Source organism: Methylomonas koyamae, from assembly GCF_006483455.1.
GTDB lineage: Bacteria > Pseudomonadota > Gammaproteobacteria > Methylococcales > Methylomonadaceae > Methylomonas > Methylomonas koyamae_B.
Genome location: NZ_PPPU01000017.1, coordinates 48814 through 66031, shown reverse-complemented (window position 1 = coordinate 66031; position 17218 = coordinate 48814). Strand labels below are relative to the sequence as shown.

The window sequence follows — 17218 nt, the reverse complement described above, 5'->3', positions numbered from 1 at the left end:
GTCTTCCGCACGCGTTGGCGGCGATTTTGAACGTTGCGTTTAGACATTAGAGGTTTGCCATCAAACTTTTATTCGCCAAAGGTCCTTCGCTAAATACCCGGTTGCTGGTAGCGTTGCTGGTTTCCGTTTCGATGCTGGTGATCGATTACCGTAGCGAGCGGCTGAGCCGCTTGCGTTCCTTGCTGTCGGTGCTGACCTACCCCTTGCAGGCTCTGGCTTCATTGCCGGTGGACTTGTCCCATTCCGTCTCCGACACGGTGATTTCCTTCGTTGAGTTGCAAAAAGAGAATCGCCGCTTGAAAGAGCAGCAATTCGTCAACGACGCCAAATTGTTGAAACTGGCCGCCTTGGAAAAGGAAAACACCCGCCTGCGCATGTTGCTGGAGAACTCGTTTCAACTCGGCGAGCAGGTATTGATAGCCGAGCTGGTCTCGGTGAAACTGGCGCCGTACGAGCACACCGTGGTGGTCAATAAAGGCGCCCGATTTGGCGTGCACGCCGAACAGCCGGTGCTTGATGCCAATGGCATCGTCGGCCAGGTGGTCCGGGCCTTGCCGTCCAGTTCCGAGGTGATGCTGATTACCGACCCGGACCATGCCATTCCGGTGCAAGTCAATCGCAACGGTTTGCGTACCATTGCCTTCGGTACCGGCCAACCCAACCGTCTGCACTTGCCGTTCCTGGCAAATAACGCCGATGTCGTGCCGGGCGACTTGCTGGTCACCTCCGGCTTGGGCGGTGTGTTTCCGGCGGGTTACCCGGTCGCCGTAGTCGATAAGTTCGAGGCCAGACCGGACAAGTCTTTCGCCAATATCTACGCCACACCGAAAGCCGATCTGGACAAGAGCCGCGAATTTTTGATCGTCTGGAGCCATTCGACGCCGGTGGTGCTGGGCGAACCGGGCAAGCCGCCGGCCGATGCTCAGGACGGACGGGAGAGTGCCAATGGCGCGCCTTGACCTGTTGGCGGCTACCTATTTCCTGGTTACCGTTGCTGCGGCGATGGTGCTCAGGGTGATGTCCTTATTTCCGGCAATGGACATCTTTAATCCGGATTGGGTGGTTTTGGTGTTGATTTACTGGTCGATTGCTTTGCCGGAACGCTTTGGAGTGTTTACCGCTTGGAGCGTGGGGCTGCTGACCGACGTGTTGACCGGCCGGTTATTGGGGCAGTATGGGTTGATCTATGCGCTGGTCTGTTACTTCAGCATCAACGAACATCGCCGGCTGCGCCAATTCCCCATCGTGCAACAGTGCCTGTGGGTGTTGTGTTGTCTGCTGGCATCGCAATGCGTCACTTTCGGGTTGGAAAGCATGCGGGCCGGCAACCGTTTGCCGCTGGAGTTCTGGTATCCGGTGCTGAGCGGAACTTTGGCCTGGCCGCTGGTGTTTGTGGTGTTGCGCTATATCCGGGTCATGGCGCGCATCGTCTGATCGGGTATGGATAGAAAATTCGCGATCAAGGACCCGTTGGCGGAAAGCCGCCTGTTTCTGAGCCGTATCGTTACGGCTTTTATCTTGATCTTGTTCCTGATAGTCGGACTGGTGGTGCGCCTGGTTTATCTGCAGGTGGTCGGTCACGAGCATTACGCCACGCTCTCCAAAGACAACCGCATCAAAATTTCGCCGCTGCCGCCGACCCGGGGCGTGATTTACGACCGCAAAGGCCGGATGTTGGCGGAAAACGTGCCGACTTACAGCCTGGAACTGATCCCGGAACAGATCGGCGACCTGGACGATACGCTGAAGCGGTTGCAGCAGTTGTTGAATATTTCCGACGAAAAAATCGACGCCTTCCATAAGCTGCGCAAGCGCAATAAATCCTTTACCACGACGCCGTTGCTGCAAAACCTGACCGACGAGGATGTCGCCAAGTTTGCCGTGGTGCGGCCGTATTTTCCCGGCGTCGATGTTTATGCCCGGCTGGTGCGGCATTACCCCTACGCCGACTTGGCGGCGCACGTGGTCGGTTACGTGGGCCGGATCAGCGAGGATGAGCTGAAAAAGCTGCCGCTGGAGCAATACCGCGGCACCGACCAGATCGGCAAAATCGGCATCGAAAAATATTACGAAAGCCATTTGCTCGGTACCGCCGGCTACGAAGAGATCGAAACCAACGCCCAGTCTAGGGCCTTACGCACCGTGTCGACCGTGGAGCCGGTGGCCGGCTCCAATATTTATTTGACGCTGGATATCGATTTGCAAAGAATCGCTTACAACGCGCTACAGGAATATAACGGCGCCGCGGTGGCAATCGAAATCAAGACCGGTGGGGTGCTGGTGTTCGCTAGCCGGCCCGGTTTCGACCCGAATCCGTTCGTGTCCGGCATCTCGGCCAAGGATTACAAGTCCTTGAAGGATTCCGAGGATCAGCCACTATACAACCGGGCCTTGCGCGGCTTGTACCCGCCCGGATCGACGATGAAACCGTTCTATGCGCTGGCCGGCCTGGAGTACGGCGTGATCGATTACGGCCACCGTTTGTTTTGCCCCGGCTATTACAAATTGCCCAACGTCGATCATAAATACCGGGATTGGAAGAAATGGGGCCACGGCATGGTCGATATGAACGAAGCGATCACCGAATCCTGCGATGTGTATTTTTACGACTTGGCGATGGCTCTGGGCATCGACAGAATGTCCAGTTTCATGAACAAATTCGGTTTCGGCGAAAAGAGCGGTATCGATCTGGTGGGAGAGGTCGACGGCCTGATGCCGTCCAAGGAATGGAAACGGCGGTATCGCAACCAAGCCTGGTTTCCCGGCGAGACGGTGATTACCGGGATTGGCCAGGGCTATACCCAGGTGACGCCGTTGCAGTTGGCGCGCGCTACCGCGACGCTGGCCAATTACGGCAAAGTAGTCAACCCGCATCTGGCCCATGAAATCATCACGCCCGACTATGCTGCACCGCCCGAACTGCGTATCGTCCCCGACATTCCATTGAAGCCGGCCAATGTGGACAACATCCTCCGCGCCATGACCAATGTGGTGCACAGCCCGCGCGGCACGGCGAAATTGATCGCAAAAAACATCAATTACCAGATTGCCGGCAAAACCGGAACCGCACAGGTGTTCACGGTCAAGCAGGAGGAAAAGTACAACGAGGACGCGATCGATTTCAAAATGCGCGACCATGCCTTGTTTATCGCCTTGGCGCCGGTGCACGATCCGCAGATCGCCGTTGCGGTGATCGCCGAGCATGGCGGCCACGGCGGTTCGGTTGCCGCGCCGATTGCGGCCGAAATTATCGACGCTTACCTTAATCAGCCCAAGGATGCCGCGCCATGAGACACGAAATGCGCAACGAGCAATTCCAGGCGCCGTCGTTGCTTGGCAGCCTACTGCGTAAATTGCATATCGACATACCGCTATTCATCGGTTTGCTGATGATCTTGGCGTTGAGTTGCGTGATTTTGTACAGCGCCGGCGGCCAGCAAGTTTCGATGCTGGTGCGGCATGCCAGCCGCGCCGGCTTGGCGATCGGTTTGATGACGGTGTTGGCGCATATCAATCCGCGCCGGTTTCAGAGCTTTTCCGTCGTGTTGTTCTCGGTATGTGTGCTGTTGCTGGTTGGTGTGGCGGTCATCGGCCAGATCAGTATGGGGGCTCAACGTTGGCTGGATTTGGGGTTTTTTAGGTTTCAGCCGTCCGAGTTCACTAAAATCAGCGCGCCGATGATGGTGGCTTGGTATTTGGCCGAGCACTCGTTGCCGCCCAAACCCAAACACGTGATGATCGCGGCCGGCCTGTTGCTGGTGCCGGTGCTGTTGATCGCCAAACAGCCGGATTTGGGGACGGCGTTGTTGGTGGCCAGCTCGGGGGCGGCGGTGCTGTTTTTTGCCGGCTTGTCCTGGTGGTTCATGTTGAGCGCGGTGGTCGGGCTGGCGGCGTCGACACCGATTCTGTGGCACTTCATGCGGGAATACCAGCGCAACCGGGTGTTGACGCTGTTCAATCCGGAGGCCGATCCGATGGGCACCGGTTACCATATCATTCAATCCAAAATCGCGATCGGTTCGGGCGGCATCAACGGCAAGGGTTGGCTGGGCAGTACCCAGGCCGAATTGGATTTTCTGCCGGAGAGTTCCACCGATTTCATCTTCGCGGTTTTCGCCGAAGAGTTCGGATTGTTCGGCTGCGTCGGCCTGCTGCTGTTGTACTTGCTGGTGATCAGTCGCTGCTTTTATATCGCGGTGCAGGCTCAGGATACCTATTGCCGATTGCTGGCCGGCAGCCTGTCGTTTACCTTTTTTGTCTATGTGTTCGTCAATATCGGCATGGTGATCGGCATATTGCCGGTGGTCGGCGTGCCGCTGCCGCTGGTCAGTTACGGTGGCACGTCGATGGTGACATTGATGGCCGGTTTCGGTATTTTGATGTCCATTCACACCCACCGGAAGTTGTTGCCGGTATAACGCACGCCTGGTCGTCGGCCGGGCCATTTTTATAGAACTTTGCCATGACTATGAAAACCAAATTTGCAGTTCTGCTGCTGTCGTTAATCGGCATCGGCCCGGTTGCCGCCGAAATCGCGCCGACCGATTCGTTTAACGCCTTCGTCAAACACATGGCCAAGCAGCACCGGTTCAACGAAACGGAATTGCGCACGCTGTTCAAAGCCGTGAATATCCAGCAGCCGATTCTGGATGCGATGTCCAAACCGGCCGAAGGCAAGCCCTGGTTTCAATACCGGGAAATTTTCATGACCGAAGCCCGCATCGCCGGCGGTGTGCAATTCTGGAAAGACAATGCCGCGGCCTTGCAAGCGGTGGAGCGCCAGTACGGCGTGCCGGCCGAAATCATCGTCGCCATCATCGGCGTCGAAACCAAGTACGGTGCCCATACCGGCAAATACCGGGTGATCGACGCGTTAGCCACGCTCGGTTTCGCCTATCCGCCGCGTAGCGAGTTCTTTCTGAAGGAACTCGAGCAATTCCTGGTGCTGGCGCGGGAAGAGCACATGGATCCGTTGCAACCGATGGGTTCCTATGCCGGAGCGATGGGATTCCCGCAATTCATGCCCAGCAGTTTCCGTAGCTTTGCCAAGGATTTCGACGGCGACGGCAAGCGCGATATCTGGACCAATCCGGCCGACGCCATCGCCAGCGTTGCCCATTATTTCGTGCGCAACCAGTGGCAGCCGGGCGCACCGGTAGCCTATCCGGTTTCCGCCAAGGGCGAAGCCTATCGGCAGGCCCTGAGCAAAGGCGTCAAACCCGATATCGGCGTGGCCGAGCTACGCCAGTTGCAGGTTGAATTGCCGCAGCAATTGGCCGGCACCGAAAAGGTCAAACTGTTGAGTTATCAGCAACAGGCCGGCGAGGATTTGTGGCTTGGATTGCATAACTTCTACGTCATCACCCGGTACAACCACAGCCCACTTTATGCGATGGCGGTATACCAACTGAGCCAGGCCATCGCCGCGCGCAAGACCTAATCTGCCGGGCAGATAACCGGCGCAAGCCGGATTATTCGGCCCGCGTGCTGCCGGATTTGCCGCTATGGACTACGCTTAGCCGAAACTTTTTCGGCGGCCGTCCGTTCCGGCCTCGGCCAGCAACGTCTTTATGCAATTCGATTCATTTTTATTTCTGATTTTTTGGCTGGTCGTTCTGGCCTTGTATTACTCGATCCGGGATTGGCGCGGCCGAAAATTGATGCTGTTGATCGCCAGTTACTTGTTTTACGCGGCCTGGAACCCGCCGTTTGTCGTGTTGCTGTGGATTTCGACCAATGTCGATTTTTGTTTGGGCAAGCTGATCGGCGCGGCGCAGCATCAGCCGCGGCGTAAGGCATTATTGGCGGTAAGCCTGCTGGTCAATCTGGGGTTTCTGGGGTTTTTCAAATATGCCGATTTCCTGAATCAAACCGCTGCCGAAATTCTGGCGTGGTTCGGAATAGGCTACCAGCCGCAACCTTTAGGCATCGTCCTGCCGATCGGCATTTCGTTTTATACCTTTCAAAGCTTGTCCTACACCCTGGACGTCTATCAACGCAAAATCGCTGCGGAAACCAGCTTGCTCGACTTTTCCTTGTTCGTGACATTTTTTCCGCAATTGGTGGCCGGCCCCATCGTCAGGGCGCCGCAGTTTTTACCGCAATGCAAGACGCCGCGGCAAACCGGTGCCGACCAGTTCGTCTGGGGTTTGACCTTGTTTTTGTTCGGCGTGTTCGCCAAAGCCATACTGGCCGACGTCGGCTTGGCGCCGGTGGTGGACCAAGTCTATGCCGATCCCGCAGCCTTCGGTGCGGCGGATGCGTGGTTGGCGGTGCTGGCCTTTTCCGGGCAGATCTTTTTCGATTTTGCCGGTTACTCACTGTGCGCGATCGGGGCAGCGATGACCTTGGGCTTCAGCCTGCCCGATAATTTCCATTGTCCTTACGGCGCTTTGGGCTTCTCCGATTTCTGGCGGCGCTGGCATATTTCGCTATCGAGCTGGTTGCGGGATTACCTTTATTTCAGTCTGGGCGGTAACCGCGTCCGCCCGTTGCGGACCGGTTTTAACTTACTGCTGGTCATGGTTCTGGGCGGTTTGTGGCACGGCGCTGCCTGGACCTTTGCTTTGTGGGGTGTGATTCACGGCACGTTTTTGGCGGTGGAACACGGCTTGAAACACGCTGCAGGGTTTCGCCTTGAAAGTTCTGCCGCGAAACTGGGGCTGATGTTGGCGACATTTTTGTTGGTGTCGTTAACCTGGATTCCGTTTCGGGCTCAGGGCTTCGAAAACCTGGCGGCGATGGCGGCCGCATTGGTCCGGAGCGATGGTGCCGCCGTCCTGGCTCAGTCCAGCCGCATCGCGGTGGCCGGCATCGTGGCGGCCATGCTGCTCTGGCATATTCTCGCCCGCGAAATTCGGCTGGAGCAAATCTTCGAACGGTTTTCGCCCATGGTTCGCGGCGCGCTGATCGCCGTTTTAACAACTTCCGTCGTCATATTTTCCAACGGTGACAGTCGTGCCTTCATTTATTTCCAATTCTAGCGATCGGTTACCCAAGCCCGCCGTCAAGCGCGCATTTGGCCTCGGCTTGCTGGCGGCCGTATTGTTATTGGCCGTGGTCGAACTCCGGCTGCGGCAAATCGGCTTTCAGCCGACCGTGCAGGACAGTAAAGAGTTGTGGGCGGCGCAACGCGGTAAGGCGGCGCTATTGGGTAAGCGGGCTTTGGTTTTGGTGGGCGACTCGCGGATGCAATTGGGCATGGATCTGGACGTGCTGGCGGCCGAGACCGGTCTGATGCCGGTGCAACTGGCGATAGACGGCTCGGAGTTTTTACCGGTATTGGCCGATCTGGCTCGGGACCCTGCAATCACCGGTAAACTGTTGGTGTCCGGCGACGTTTGGAAACTGACTGCAAATCGGCCGCGCGACCGCGCCGAAGAATGGGTGGAGTTCTATCACCGAAAATACAAGGATCTGGTGTCGGCCAAATTGGAAACCTTGTTGAAAAGCCAGGTTCAACAGCAGTTGGCGTTATACGGCGGCGGCATTCCGCCGTTGGAATTGTTCAAACGGCTGACCACACCGGGTAAAGTCAGGCCGCTTTATTTAAAAACGGATGCCAACCGCGAACGCGACGCTGACTATGAGCTCGTGGAACAACCCGGTTTTTACATCAACCGGGTGCTACGCAGTTTGGGGCAGCCGATCAATATGGCCGGGATCGATACGCAGCAGAAGTTCGAGCAGGCCGTCGGCGCCAAACTAAGGCAGTCGGCTGCGGTGCAATTGTCCGCGGACCAATTCGCTTATACCAACGACCTTGCCCGGCAAATCAAGAACAAGGGCAGCAATCTGGCTTTTATCAATTTCCCGTCGACGGCTCTGGTCAGAACCATAGAGGAATACCGTTTTCCGCGAGAGGCAGGCTGGGACGTGTTTGCGGCGCATAGTCCGGCGCTTGCCTTTAATTGCTGGGATTATCCGGAATTTGATTTCGCGTTGCCGGATGGCGCGCATCTGGACCAGCGCGACAAGGCCGAATTCACCCGGCGTCTGGTCGTCAAGCTGAAGGCGCTGGGATTCTTCAGTTGAGTCCCGGCCGCGCCGGCCGGCGAGGGCTCAGGATATGTAGTTGAACAACGACAGGTTTTGCACCTTGGTGAACGCATGCTGCGCGGCTTGTAGCGAGATCTGTTGCTGATTGAATTTGCTCAGGGCTTCGGCGTAGTCCAGATCGCCGATGTCGGATGCAGTCGCTTTGTTGTCCAGGATATAGTCGGCGTTCAGGTTTTCCTGACCGTCCAATGCATTCAGCCGGGCACCGGTCGAGGCGCGGATATTGTCGAAACGAACCAGCGCCCGGTCGATATCGTCCAGCGAATTTTTATTCGGCGTGTTGGCCTTCAAATCGCTGGATAACTGAGCAACTGCTTGCAATACGTTGTCGATCGACCCGGCGCTCAGTGGTGCCAACTGGATCGTGCCGAACACCGCTTCGCCGGGATCGCCGTCGGTGACGACCCGGTTGGGGCCGATGCCGATTTGGCGTTGGTTGCCGTCGCCCAGATAAGCGTAATCCGGGGTGTCGGTAAAGGCCGGCTTATCGCTGGCGTAGCCGGAAAACAAATACTCGCCGTTGGCGTTTTTGGTGTTGGCGATGCTGAGCAAATGCTTGTTCAACTCGTCGATTTCCATCGCGATTTGCTGGCGGTTGGTTTGAGTATTGGTGTCGTTCAGCGCCTGTACCGTCAACTCGCGGATCCGGTGCAAGACGTCGGTCGCGTTTGCCAGATTCGACTCTTGCAGGTCCAGCCGTTGCCGCGCCACTCCGATGTTGGTTTGGTATTGCTGGTTTTCCTTTATGTTTTGCTCCAGGCTGAGCATGCTGGTCGCCGCCACCGCGTTTTCGGCCGGGTTCAAATATTTTTTGCCGGACGACAGTTTCAACTGGGTTTCGTTGAGCTTCGATTGTTGATCCAGCATCGCACTCAAGCCGAGCTGATGATTCCAGGAAGTTGAAATACGCATGCTAATCTCCTAACGAAAGGCCCCAATCAGGGTGTCGAACATGGCATTGGCGACCGATACCGCTTTAGCAGCGGCTTGGTACGAGTTCTGAAATTTGATCAAGTTGGCGGCTTCCTCGTCCAGATTGACTCCGGAGATATTTTGTTGGGCGCCGGTGGCTTGTTTCAACAAGGTATCCTGAGCTTCGCGACCGACCGAGGCGGCGTGGGTTTGCGAGCCGACGTCGGCCACCAGTTGTCCGTAGACTTGGCCGAAGCTGGCTTTACCGCTCAGCATGCTGGTCTTGGTTTCCAGATTGGCCAATTTCAAGGCGTTGCTGTTATCGCCCGGTAAATCGGCAGCGCTGGCAGCGGCGATTTGTTTCGGATTCGTGATCGCGCTGTTCAATTTCAAATTGGCGGCGGCATTGAAGTTGGGGCTGATCGTAAAGGAGTCGCCGATGGTCAATGTGCCGCTGAAGCTGATGTTAAAGCCGTTGGCCGCTGCTACCGCCGGCGCCGGATCGCTCAGATCCGATGCGCTGAGCGGTGTGTAGACCGTGTTGTCGCTCAGATTGGTCAGGGTAAACGTATCGGGAGCGGTGCTGGTGACTTCCAGTTTGTAGGAAGCACCCAGGTTAGCGGCGGAAGTCGGCGCAACGAAGCTGGCGACGGCGCCGGCATTGTTGCCCGGAGGCCCTTGTACTTGCACGCTGGGTGAGCCGAGGTCGAATAAATCCACCCCGGTGGCTGCCGGTGGACCGCTTAGATCGTAACCTGCGCGATGGAGGTTGTTAAACTCGGTTGCCAGGCCGGTCGCCAACAGGCCCAGTTGTTGCTGCGCCGGGTCCAGCACCTGGTCGCGGAACCGCAGATTGCCGTAGATGCTGCCGCCGGAAATTTGTTTGGAAATGTCTTGGCCGTTCAGGATCAGCTGTTTGTGGTCGGCGTCCATGCTGTCGCCTTGCAAGGATAGGGTTGCGGCATAACTGCCCAATACCAGCGATTGGCCCTTACCGATAAACACGTTGATCGAGCCATCGGCTTGAGTCACGTAACTGACGTCGACTTTTTCGGCCATTTTGGTCAGCAATTGGTCGCGCTGGTCCAATAGCTCGTTCGGCATTTGTTTCCCGCTGGAGCGGCCGATGTCTGCAACGATTTTGACGTTGAGCTCGGCAATGGTTTTGGCGTAACCGTTGACTTCGTCTATCGCACTGGCCAGGTTGTGGTTGACTTGCGTACGTAGGTTGCCGAAACGCTCGCTCATGGTATTGAACTGTTGCGTCAACGACTGGGTTTGGGTCAGCATCACCTGCCGGGCGGCAATCGAGGTCGGATCGTTGGCAACGCCGTCTACCGCGTCGAAAAAGCTTTTCAGCGCCGGCGCCAAGCCGGTTTTATTATCGGCGGTGATATTGTCGACTTGCGCCGACAGGCCGTAAAAGCTGTTGAGGTCGTGGTAGGTTGCCGTGCTGGACCGGACTTGGTTGGTGATGAATTGGTCGTAGCTGCGGGTGATGTTGGCCACGTCCACGCCGTTACCCATGTAGCCGGCGCCGTTGAATTGCTCCGGCCGGGTGGCCAGTTCCACCCGCTGCCGGCTGTAGCCGTCGGTATTGGCGTTGGCGATGTTGTTGCTGGTGGTTTCCAGCGAGCGTTGAAACGCAGTCAGACCCGAAAGAGCCGTACCCAAGATGCCCATCGACATAATCGTCTCCTAGCCCGCGTCGGGTAAAGCCGCCACTCCGGCGGCGCTTTGGTTGTGGTAGATACTCATCACTTTTTCCGCATAGCGCGGATCGGTGGCATAGCCGGCCTGTTGCAGTTCGCGGATGTATTGGCCGGCATTGCCGGCTTTTTTCAGCGCTTCGCTGTAACGCGGATTGCTTTTGATGAAGTTCACGTAATCGTCGAAACTTTGTTTGTAAGAACCGTAGGCGCGGAACCCGGCCATTTCTTTTCTGGCGCTGGCGCCGTCGAACTCCAGCGTCAAGGCTTTGGTCTGCTTGCCCTGCCAGGACTTGTCGGCTTTGATGTTGAACAGGTTGAAACTGTTCTCGCCGCGGCCGTTTTTAATCACGGCTTGGCCCCAGCCGGTTTCCAGTGCCGCTTGCGCCAGCAACAGATTAGGGTCGACGCCCAGCGCTTTGGCGGCTTCCTGGGCGTGCGGCCGCAATTGGCCGATAAACTCGTCTTTGGAGGACAGTGCGTCGCTGCCGGCGGTTTGTACGGCTCGTAAATCCTGTTCCAGGTGTTGCCAGCGGTCGGCCATCGCATTCTGGCTGCGTTCGAGCATCGCCAGACTGCGCTCCAAGCTATCCAGACCGGAGCTTTCCAAGGGTTCACCGTCGCTTGCGCCGCCGCCGGAAAGCGTTTGCGGGCGGTCGGGTTGCGTAGCGCTGCCGGTGCCTGCGGCCCGGTTCAACACTTCGTTCGTGGCCAGCTTCGGATCTTTTTCGTCTTCCTCCGCAGCTTTCGGCGACAGTTGTTTGGCGATCAAATCAGCGAAGCCTACCCCCGGTTTGCCGGCCAGATGCATGGCCATTTGCTGGTCGTACATATCGCGGTAAAACTGGCTTTGCTGGCTGTCCAGAATGCCGTCGGCCAGTTTGGCGTCGCGCATGCTCTTCATCATCATGCTCAGAAATAGCGATTCGAATTGCTTGGCGACTTCCTTGACGGCGGCCGGCGATTGCTCGCGGGCGCTCTGTTTCAATTTCGCCAGACTATTAAAGTCGGTGTATACCGCGGCGCTATCTGCATTCAACATAACGAATCCCCCAAACCGGATTAAATCAACGTGCCGGTGAGCGTTAAATCACGATCAATTCGGCGCGTAGCGCGCCGGCCGATTTCAGCGCTTCCAGGATCGCCACCAAGTCGCTGGGGCCGGCGCCGACACCGTTGACGGCCTGTACGATTTCGTCCAAAGACACGCCCGGATTGAACACGAACATGTGGTTCTTATCTTCCTTGACCTCGACGTTGGATTGCGGAGTCACCACGGTGCTGCCGCCCGACAACGGATTGGGTTGGCTGACTTGCGGATTCTCGCTGATCGTCACCGTCAGGCTGCCGTGCGATACCGCTGCCGGTTGTACCCGCACCTTGCTGTTGATAATGACGGTGCCGGTGCGCGAATTGACGATCACTTTGGCCGGCGCATCGTCCGGTGCCAGTTCGATGTTTTCGATGACCGAGGCGAAGCCGACCCGTTGCGCCGGATTGACCGGGGCGCGGACGCTGATCGAGGTAGCGTCTATGGCTTGCGCGGTATCGGCCCCCAAGGTTTTGTTGATCGAATCGGCCATGCGCTGGGCGGTGGTAAAGTCGGAGGTGTTCAGGTTGAACACCATATCCGGGCTTTGATCGAACGAAGTCGGGACGATGCGTTCCACCGTCGCCCCGCTTGGAATCCGGCCGACCAGCGGATTGTTGACCGTAACTTTGGAACCGTCCTGGCCGCCGGCGCTGAGGCCGCCGACGACCAGATTGCCTTGCGCCATGGCATAGACGTTGCCGTCGGCGCCGCGTAACGGGCTCATCAATAACGAGCCGCCGCGCAGGCTTTTGGCGTCGCCCATCGACGATACGGTAACGTCGATTTTTTGGCCGGGTTTGGCAAAGGCCGGCAAATCGGCGTGGATGCTGACCAAGGCCACGTTTTTCGATTTTGGGTCGATATCCGGCGGTAAGGTCATGCCCAGTTTGCCCATCATGCTGCGCAAGCTCTGGCCGGTAAACTTGGTTTTGTCGCCGGTTTTGTCCAGGCCGGTCACCAGGCCGTAGCCCACCAACTGGTTGGTACGGACGCCGGCAATGGAGGCGATGTCTTTGATGCGTTCGGCCTGGGCCTGACCGGCACCGAGCAGCAGAAGCAGAAAAATTAAATGTTTCATGATGTTCTCCTGGCCGATCAGAACGGGAAGATCGGGCTGGACAAAATTCGGGTGATCCAGCCGGGTTTGCTGCTGTCGGCCAGCGCACCGTCGCCGGTGTACATGATGGTGGCGTCGGCCACTTTGCTGGAAGGAATGGTGTTGGCAACGTTGATATCGATCGGCCGGACGATGCCGGACAGGCGGACGTATTCGCTGCCGTCGTTCAGGGTCACGCGTTTTTCGCCGCGGACCCGCAGGTTGCCGTTGGGCAGTAAGTCGACAACAGTGACACTGATGTCGCCAGTCAAACGGTTGCTTTGCCGTGCGTCGCCTTTGCCTTCCGACGCCCGGTCCATGCTGTAATCCAGCGACGTTGCCAAATCGTGCCCGAGCAGGGCGGAACTGGCCAGGCCGAAGATGGTCGGCGCGCTGCCGCTGGCTTTGATATCGCTGTTCTTGCTGGCTTTGGAATTGGCCTGCTTGGTGGCGTTGGTATTTTCGTCGAAGGTTACCGTCAGGATATCGCCGACCCGGCGCGCGGCATGGTCTTCGAACAAACGCATGTCGTAACCGGCCTGGTAGATGGCGCCGTTGTTTTGTTGCGGCGGCCGCAGATCGGCGGGTTGGACCGGGGCGAAGTCCGGGTCGCGTTTCGGCAGCGTGTCGCAGCCGGCCAGGAGCGACAGTATTGCCGCCAGCAGCAAAAATTTGCCGCCGGCTTGCCGCTGGATGTGGTTACGGTTTTTCATGGCCTTGGTCCTGAATTAGAGTTGTTGCGTGACGAAGGACAGCATCTGGTCGGTCGTGGAGATGGCTTTCGAGTTCATTTCGTAAGCGCGCTGGGTTTCGATCATATTCACCAGTTCTTCGACCACGTTGACGTTGGAAGTCTCCAGCGAGCCCTGAATCATCTGGCCCAGTTCGTTCTCGCCGGGATTGCCGATGATCGGTGCGCCGCTGGCGACGGTTTCGCGAAACAGGTTGTCGCCGATCGGTTCCAGGCCGGCGGTATTGACGAAATCGGCAATCTGGATCTGGCCGATCTGGTTGGCGGCGGCGGCGCCGGGCTGGGTCACCGAAACCGTGCCGTCCTGGCCGATGGTAATGCTGAGGGCGTCTTGGGGGATGGTGATGGCCGGTTCCAGCAGCATGCCGTTGGAGGTCACCAATTGGCCGGTGGAGTCCATCTTGAACGAACCGTCGCGGGTGTAATTGATGTCGCCGTTCGGCTGCAGAATCTGGATGAAGCCGCGGCCACTGATGGCAATGTCCAGCGAGTTGCCGGTCTGCAAGATATTGCCTTGGGTATGGATTTTCTCGGTAGCGACGGTGCGCACCCCGGTACCGAGTTGCAGGCCGGTGGGTAACTGGGTGTTCTGGGTGGATTGGGCGCCGGCCTGGCGTACGTTTTGGTACATCAGGTCGGCGAATATCGGTCTGGCTTTCTTGAAGCCGGTGGTGTTGACGTTGGCCAGGTTATTGGAAATAACCGCCATGCGGGTTTGTTGGGCGTCCAATCCGGACTTTGCGACCCATAGTGCTCGTTCTGTCATGACAGCCTCCTGATCTGACGATTTTTTGTCTTATCAGGAGTAAAGCAGGTTTTATGCCACTTGCATTAACTTGGCGGCGGCAGCGGCGTTTTCGTCTATATCTTTCATGACCTTAGATTGCATGTCGAAGCTTCTGGACAGCTCGATCATCTCCACCATCGCCGCCATGGCGTTGACGTTGCTGGATTCCAGCGCGCCTTGGACCAGGGTGACGTTGGCGTCGGCCGGCAACACGCCGCCTTGCTTAGGGTGCATCAGGCCGTCTTCCAGTTTTTCCAGGTTGGCCAGGTCGGTATTGACCAGCTTGATCCGGTCTACCAGCACGGTATTGGTGGCATTGACCCCTTGCGGCACGATGCTGATGGTGCCGTCCTTGCCGATCTCGACCTTCTGTGCCGGCGGTACCGCGATCGGTTGGCCGGCTTCGCCGAGCACCGACAGGCCGGCGCCGGTTTGCAGCAGGCCTTCCGGCGTCAACCGCAAGTCGCCGGCCCGGGTGTAGGCTTCTTTGCCGTCCTTGCCGGTGACGGCGATCCAGCCCTGGCCTTCCACTGCGACATCGAGTTCGCGGCCGGTATGGTAGATCGAACCGTTCGACAAGTCCGTGCCCGGGCGTTCGGCCATCGAGTACACCCGGGCCGGATAGCCCGGGCCGAAGCTGGGCATGGCCCGAAATTGCTCGAAGTCCGACTTGAAGCCGGTGGTTTGTGCGTTCGCCAGATTATTGGCGTTGGCCGATTGCGCCATCAGGGTTTGCTTGGCGCCGTTCATCGCAATGTAAAGGCTACGGTCCATGAGCGGCCTCCTTTAATTATCGAATCTGCAAGATGGTCTGCATGATGCTGTTTTCGGTGGTGATGGTCTGGGCGTTGGCTTGGTAGGCCTGTTGCGCGACGATCAGGTTCACCAGCTGCGCCGACAAATCGACGTTGGAGCTTTCCAAGGCGCCGGCTTGAATCGATCCGAAGTTGTTGGCGCCGGCCTGGCCCGGAATCGGTTCGCCGGAATTGGCGCTTTGGCCCCAGGAGGTGTCGCCCAGTTTGGCCAACCCGTTGTTGTTGGCGAAACGCGTCAACGCGACTTTACCCATGGTTTGCGAGCCGCCGTTGCTGAAGCGGGCAAATATCACGCCTTCGTCGTCGATGTCGATACCGGTCAGACGCCCCGCGGGTAAACCATTTTGCGTCATACCGTTGACGCTGAACTTTTGCTGAACCTGAGTGGTGCCGAAGAAGTTCATGGTGTCGATTTTTATATCGGCGGCTCCGGTTGGCGGATTGATCACGTAGCTGGACAAGCCGAATTTGCCGTCCAACGGGGTGATCAGTTTGCCGCCGGAATCGAATGTCAATTTAGCCGATTCCGGGGTGGTGCCGCCTAACGGGCCAGAGGTGACTGGTACCGCGGTTTTGGTATTCGGGGTGGCGGGTTCGCTCATGTAGTGGTAGACCAGCCATTCCGAAGTACCGGTGGTCGGCGCCGTGGACGGGTCGAGTTTGACGAAGTAGGTGGTCAAGATATGCGGGGAGCCCAGGGTGTCGTAGACCGTGGTCGAGGTTTGCGAGTTATAGGTGTTGCTGTCGTCCGGGTCGAAGGGCAGTGTGCTGGGAGTGAAGTCGTCTTGCGCATCCAAATTTAACTGGATGGCTACCTTATCGGTCGCTGACGGTAAGCCGGTCAGGGTATTGATTTGTACCGGCGTGGTGACCCCGGTACTGAAACCGTCTTCGACTTTAGTGGTATTGGGGCGATAAACCAGTAATGCCTTGCCTTGGTTGTTGACCAGATAGCCTTCCTTGTTCAATTTGAATTCGCCGGCGCGGGTATACGACAGGTCGTTGGTTTCGGTCGGGCTCTTCGCCAATGTGAAGAAACCTTCGCCGCTGATCGCCAAATCCAGGTTGTTGTCGGTGAACTGCAAATTGCCCTGATTGAATTGCTGGGCGACGTTGGCGACTTTGACGCCGGCACCGGGGGTAATGCTGCTGACGCCGCCCAAGCTGGCGGCGTAGACGTCGGCGAATTCGGAACGCGACTTTTTGAAGCCGACGGTATTGGAGTTGGCAATGTTGTTGCCGGTCACCGCCAGATTGTTGGATGCGGCGTTCAAGCCGCTGAGGGCTGTGGTAAATGGCATGTCGTTTCTCCTACAGTATCTGTTTGATTTGGCTGAATTTAACCGGGCCCAGGCCGTCCAGGTTGACTTGCATGGCCGTGTTGCCGTTGGCCATGGTTACGCTTTTCACCAAGGACTTGATGTTGGTTGGCAATACGGTGTTTTTGCCCTCCAAGTAGGCATATGCCTGAATCTTGTAAACGCCGGGGTCGGCCAGATTTCCGGCCTTGTCCTTCCCGTCCCATTCGAAACGGGTTGTGCCGGCGGATTCGGCGCCGAGATCGATTTCGCGGATGGTTGCTCCGGTTTCCGGGTCGATGATTTTGACGCCGACATTCGGCGAACTGGCCGGCACTTCGAAATCGCCGGAGACGCTGCCGCCGGCGCCGAGTAAGGCTCTTTCGCTTGGTGCCGACACGTAACGGCCGACCAGTCCGGATGCTTGCAAGGCCTGATTGGAACTGATAGAGCCGGCGAATTCCTTGAAAGAGGCCTGCAGGTCCTGGATGCCGGACACGGTGCTGAACTGGGCCATCTGGCCCAGGAATTCGCCGTTGTCCATCGGTTTCAACGGATCCTGGTGTGTCATCTGTGTGGTCAGCAATTTCAGAAATTGGTCTTGGCCCAGCGTTTGTTTTTGGCTACTCGCCGACGAGGACGAGTTGGTCGTGGCCAGGCCGAGGTTGTTAAATGTGTCGATAGCGCTTGTGCTCATGG

Annotated in this window: 16 protein-coding genes; 7 read left to right on the top strand and 9 right to left on the bottom strand. The window is 57.5% G+C overall.

The window, feature by feature from the left end; genetic code table 11:
• The first annotated feature begins 59 nt into the window (after positions 1–59).
• The 7 genes from mreC to C2U68_RS10680 all read left to right on the top strand — a co-directional run bounded on the left by mreC (position 60) and on the right by C2U68_RS10680 (position 8034).
• Complete coding sequence (gene mreC, locus C2U68_RS10710; protein ID WP_140912482.1) at positions 60–959, top strand: rod shape-determining protein MreC; 900 nt, start codon at positions 60–62, stop codon at positions 957–959.
• Positions 946–1434 (top strand): rod shape-determining protein MreD, encoded by a 489-nt coding sequence (mreD, locus tag C2U68_RS10705; protein WP_140912481.1) that lies wholly within the window; start codon positions 946–948, stop codon positions 1432–1434. The genes mreC and mreD overlap by 14 nt, the downstream gene beginning before the upstream one ends.
• Before the next feature lie 6 nt (positions 1435–1440).
• Entirely contained in the window at positions 1441–3291 is a 1851-nt protein-coding gene (gene mrdA, locus C2U68_RS10700) for a penicillin-binding protein 2 (RefSeq protein WP_140912480.1), read from the top strand.
• Complete coding sequence (gene rodA, locus C2U68_RS10695; RefSeq protein WP_140912479.1) at positions 3288–4418, top strand: rod shape-determining protein RodA; 1131 nt, start codon at positions 3288–3290, stop codon at positions 4416–4418. The genes mrdA and rodA overlap by 4 nt, the downstream gene beginning before the upstream one ends.
• Before the next feature lie 44 nt (positions 4419–4462).
• A complete protein-coding gene (gene mltB, locus C2U68_RS10690) occupies positions 4463–5440 on the top strand; it encodes a lytic murein transglycosylase B (RefSeq protein WP_260839301.1) in 978 nt (325 codons plus the stop codon).
• 130 nt (positions 5441–5570) lie between these two features.
• The gene (locus C2U68_RS10685; protein ID WP_140912478.1) at positions 5571–6983 is read left to right on the top strand and encodes an MBOAT family O-acyltransferase; all 1413 of its coding nucleotides are present in this window, start codon (positions 5571–5573) and stop codon (positions 6981–6983) included.
• A complete protein-coding gene (locus C2U68_RS10680) occupies positions 6958–8034 on the top strand; it encodes a hypothetical protein (protein ID WP_140912477.1) in 1077 nt (358 codons plus the stop codon). Before C2U68_RS10685 ends, C2U68_RS10680 begins: the two co-directional genes overlap by 26 nt.
• 27 nt (positions 8035–8061) lie before the next feature.
• Here the strand turns inward: C2U68_RS10680 and flgL are convergent, their stop codons facing one another.
• The 9 genes from flgL to C2U68_RS10635 are packed head-to-tail and all read right to left on the bottom strand — an operon-like array spanning position 8062 to position 17216.
• Entirely contained in the window at positions 8062–8970 is a 909-nt protein-coding gene (gene flgL / locus C2U68_RS10675; RefSeq protein WP_140912476.1) for a flagellar hook-associated protein FlgL, read from the bottom strand.
• A 9-nt stretch (positions 8971–8979) separates the two neighbouring features.
• Complete coding sequence (flgK, locus tag C2U68_RS10670; RefSeq protein ID WP_140912475.1) at positions 8980–10659, bottom strand: flagellar hook-associated protein FlgK; 1680 nt, start codon at positions 10657–10659, stop codon at positions 8980–8982.
• Between the two features lie 9 nt (positions 10660–10668).
• Positions 10669–11721 (bottom strand): flagellar assembly peptidoglycan hydrolase FlgJ, encoded by a 1053-nt coding sequence (flgJ, locus tag C2U68_RS10665; RefSeq protein WP_140912474.1) that lies wholly within the window; start codon positions 11719–11721, stop codon positions 10669–10671.
• Between the two features lie 43 nt (positions 11722–11764).
• Complete coding sequence (locus C2U68_RS10660) at positions 11765–12850, bottom strand: flagellar basal body P-ring protein FlgI (RefSeq protein WP_140912473.1); 1086 nt, start codon at positions 12848–12850, stop codon at positions 11765–11767.
• 17 nt (positions 12851–12867) lie between these two features.
• On the bottom strand, positions 12868–13581 hold the full coding sequence (gene flgH, locus C2U68_RS10655) for a flagellar basal body L-ring protein FlgH (RefSeq protein ID WP_140912472.1): 714 nt from the start codon (positions 13579–13581) through the stop codon (positions 12868–12870).
• A 15-nt stretch (positions 13582–13596) separates the two neighbouring features.
• On the bottom strand, positions 13597–14385 hold the full coding sequence (gene flgG, locus C2U68_RS10650; RefSeq protein WP_140912471.1) for a flagellar basal-body rod protein FlgG: 789 nt from the start codon (positions 14383–14385) through the stop codon (positions 13597–13599).
• A 51-nt stretch (positions 14386–14436) separates the two neighbouring features.
• On the bottom strand, positions 14437–15180 hold the full coding sequence (gene flgF, locus C2U68_RS10645; protein ID WP_140912470.1) for a flagellar basal-body rod protein FlgF: 744 nt from the start codon (positions 15178–15180) through the stop codon (positions 14437–14439).
• Between the two features lie 16 nt (positions 15181–15196).
• The gene (flgE, locus tag C2U68_RS10640; RefSeq protein WP_140912469.1) at positions 15197–16522 is read right to left on the bottom strand and encodes a flagellar hook protein FlgE; all 1326 of its coding nucleotides are present in this window, start codon (positions 16520–16522) and stop codon (positions 15197–15199) included.
• A gap of 10 nt (positions 16523–16532) precedes the next feature.
• Positions 16533–17216, bottom strand: coding sequence for a flagellar hook assembly protein FlgD (locus C2U68_RS10635; RefSeq protein WP_140912468.1), 684 nt, complete (start codon positions 17214–17216; stop codon positions 16533–16535).
• Positions 17217–17218 lie beyond the last annotated feature (2 nt).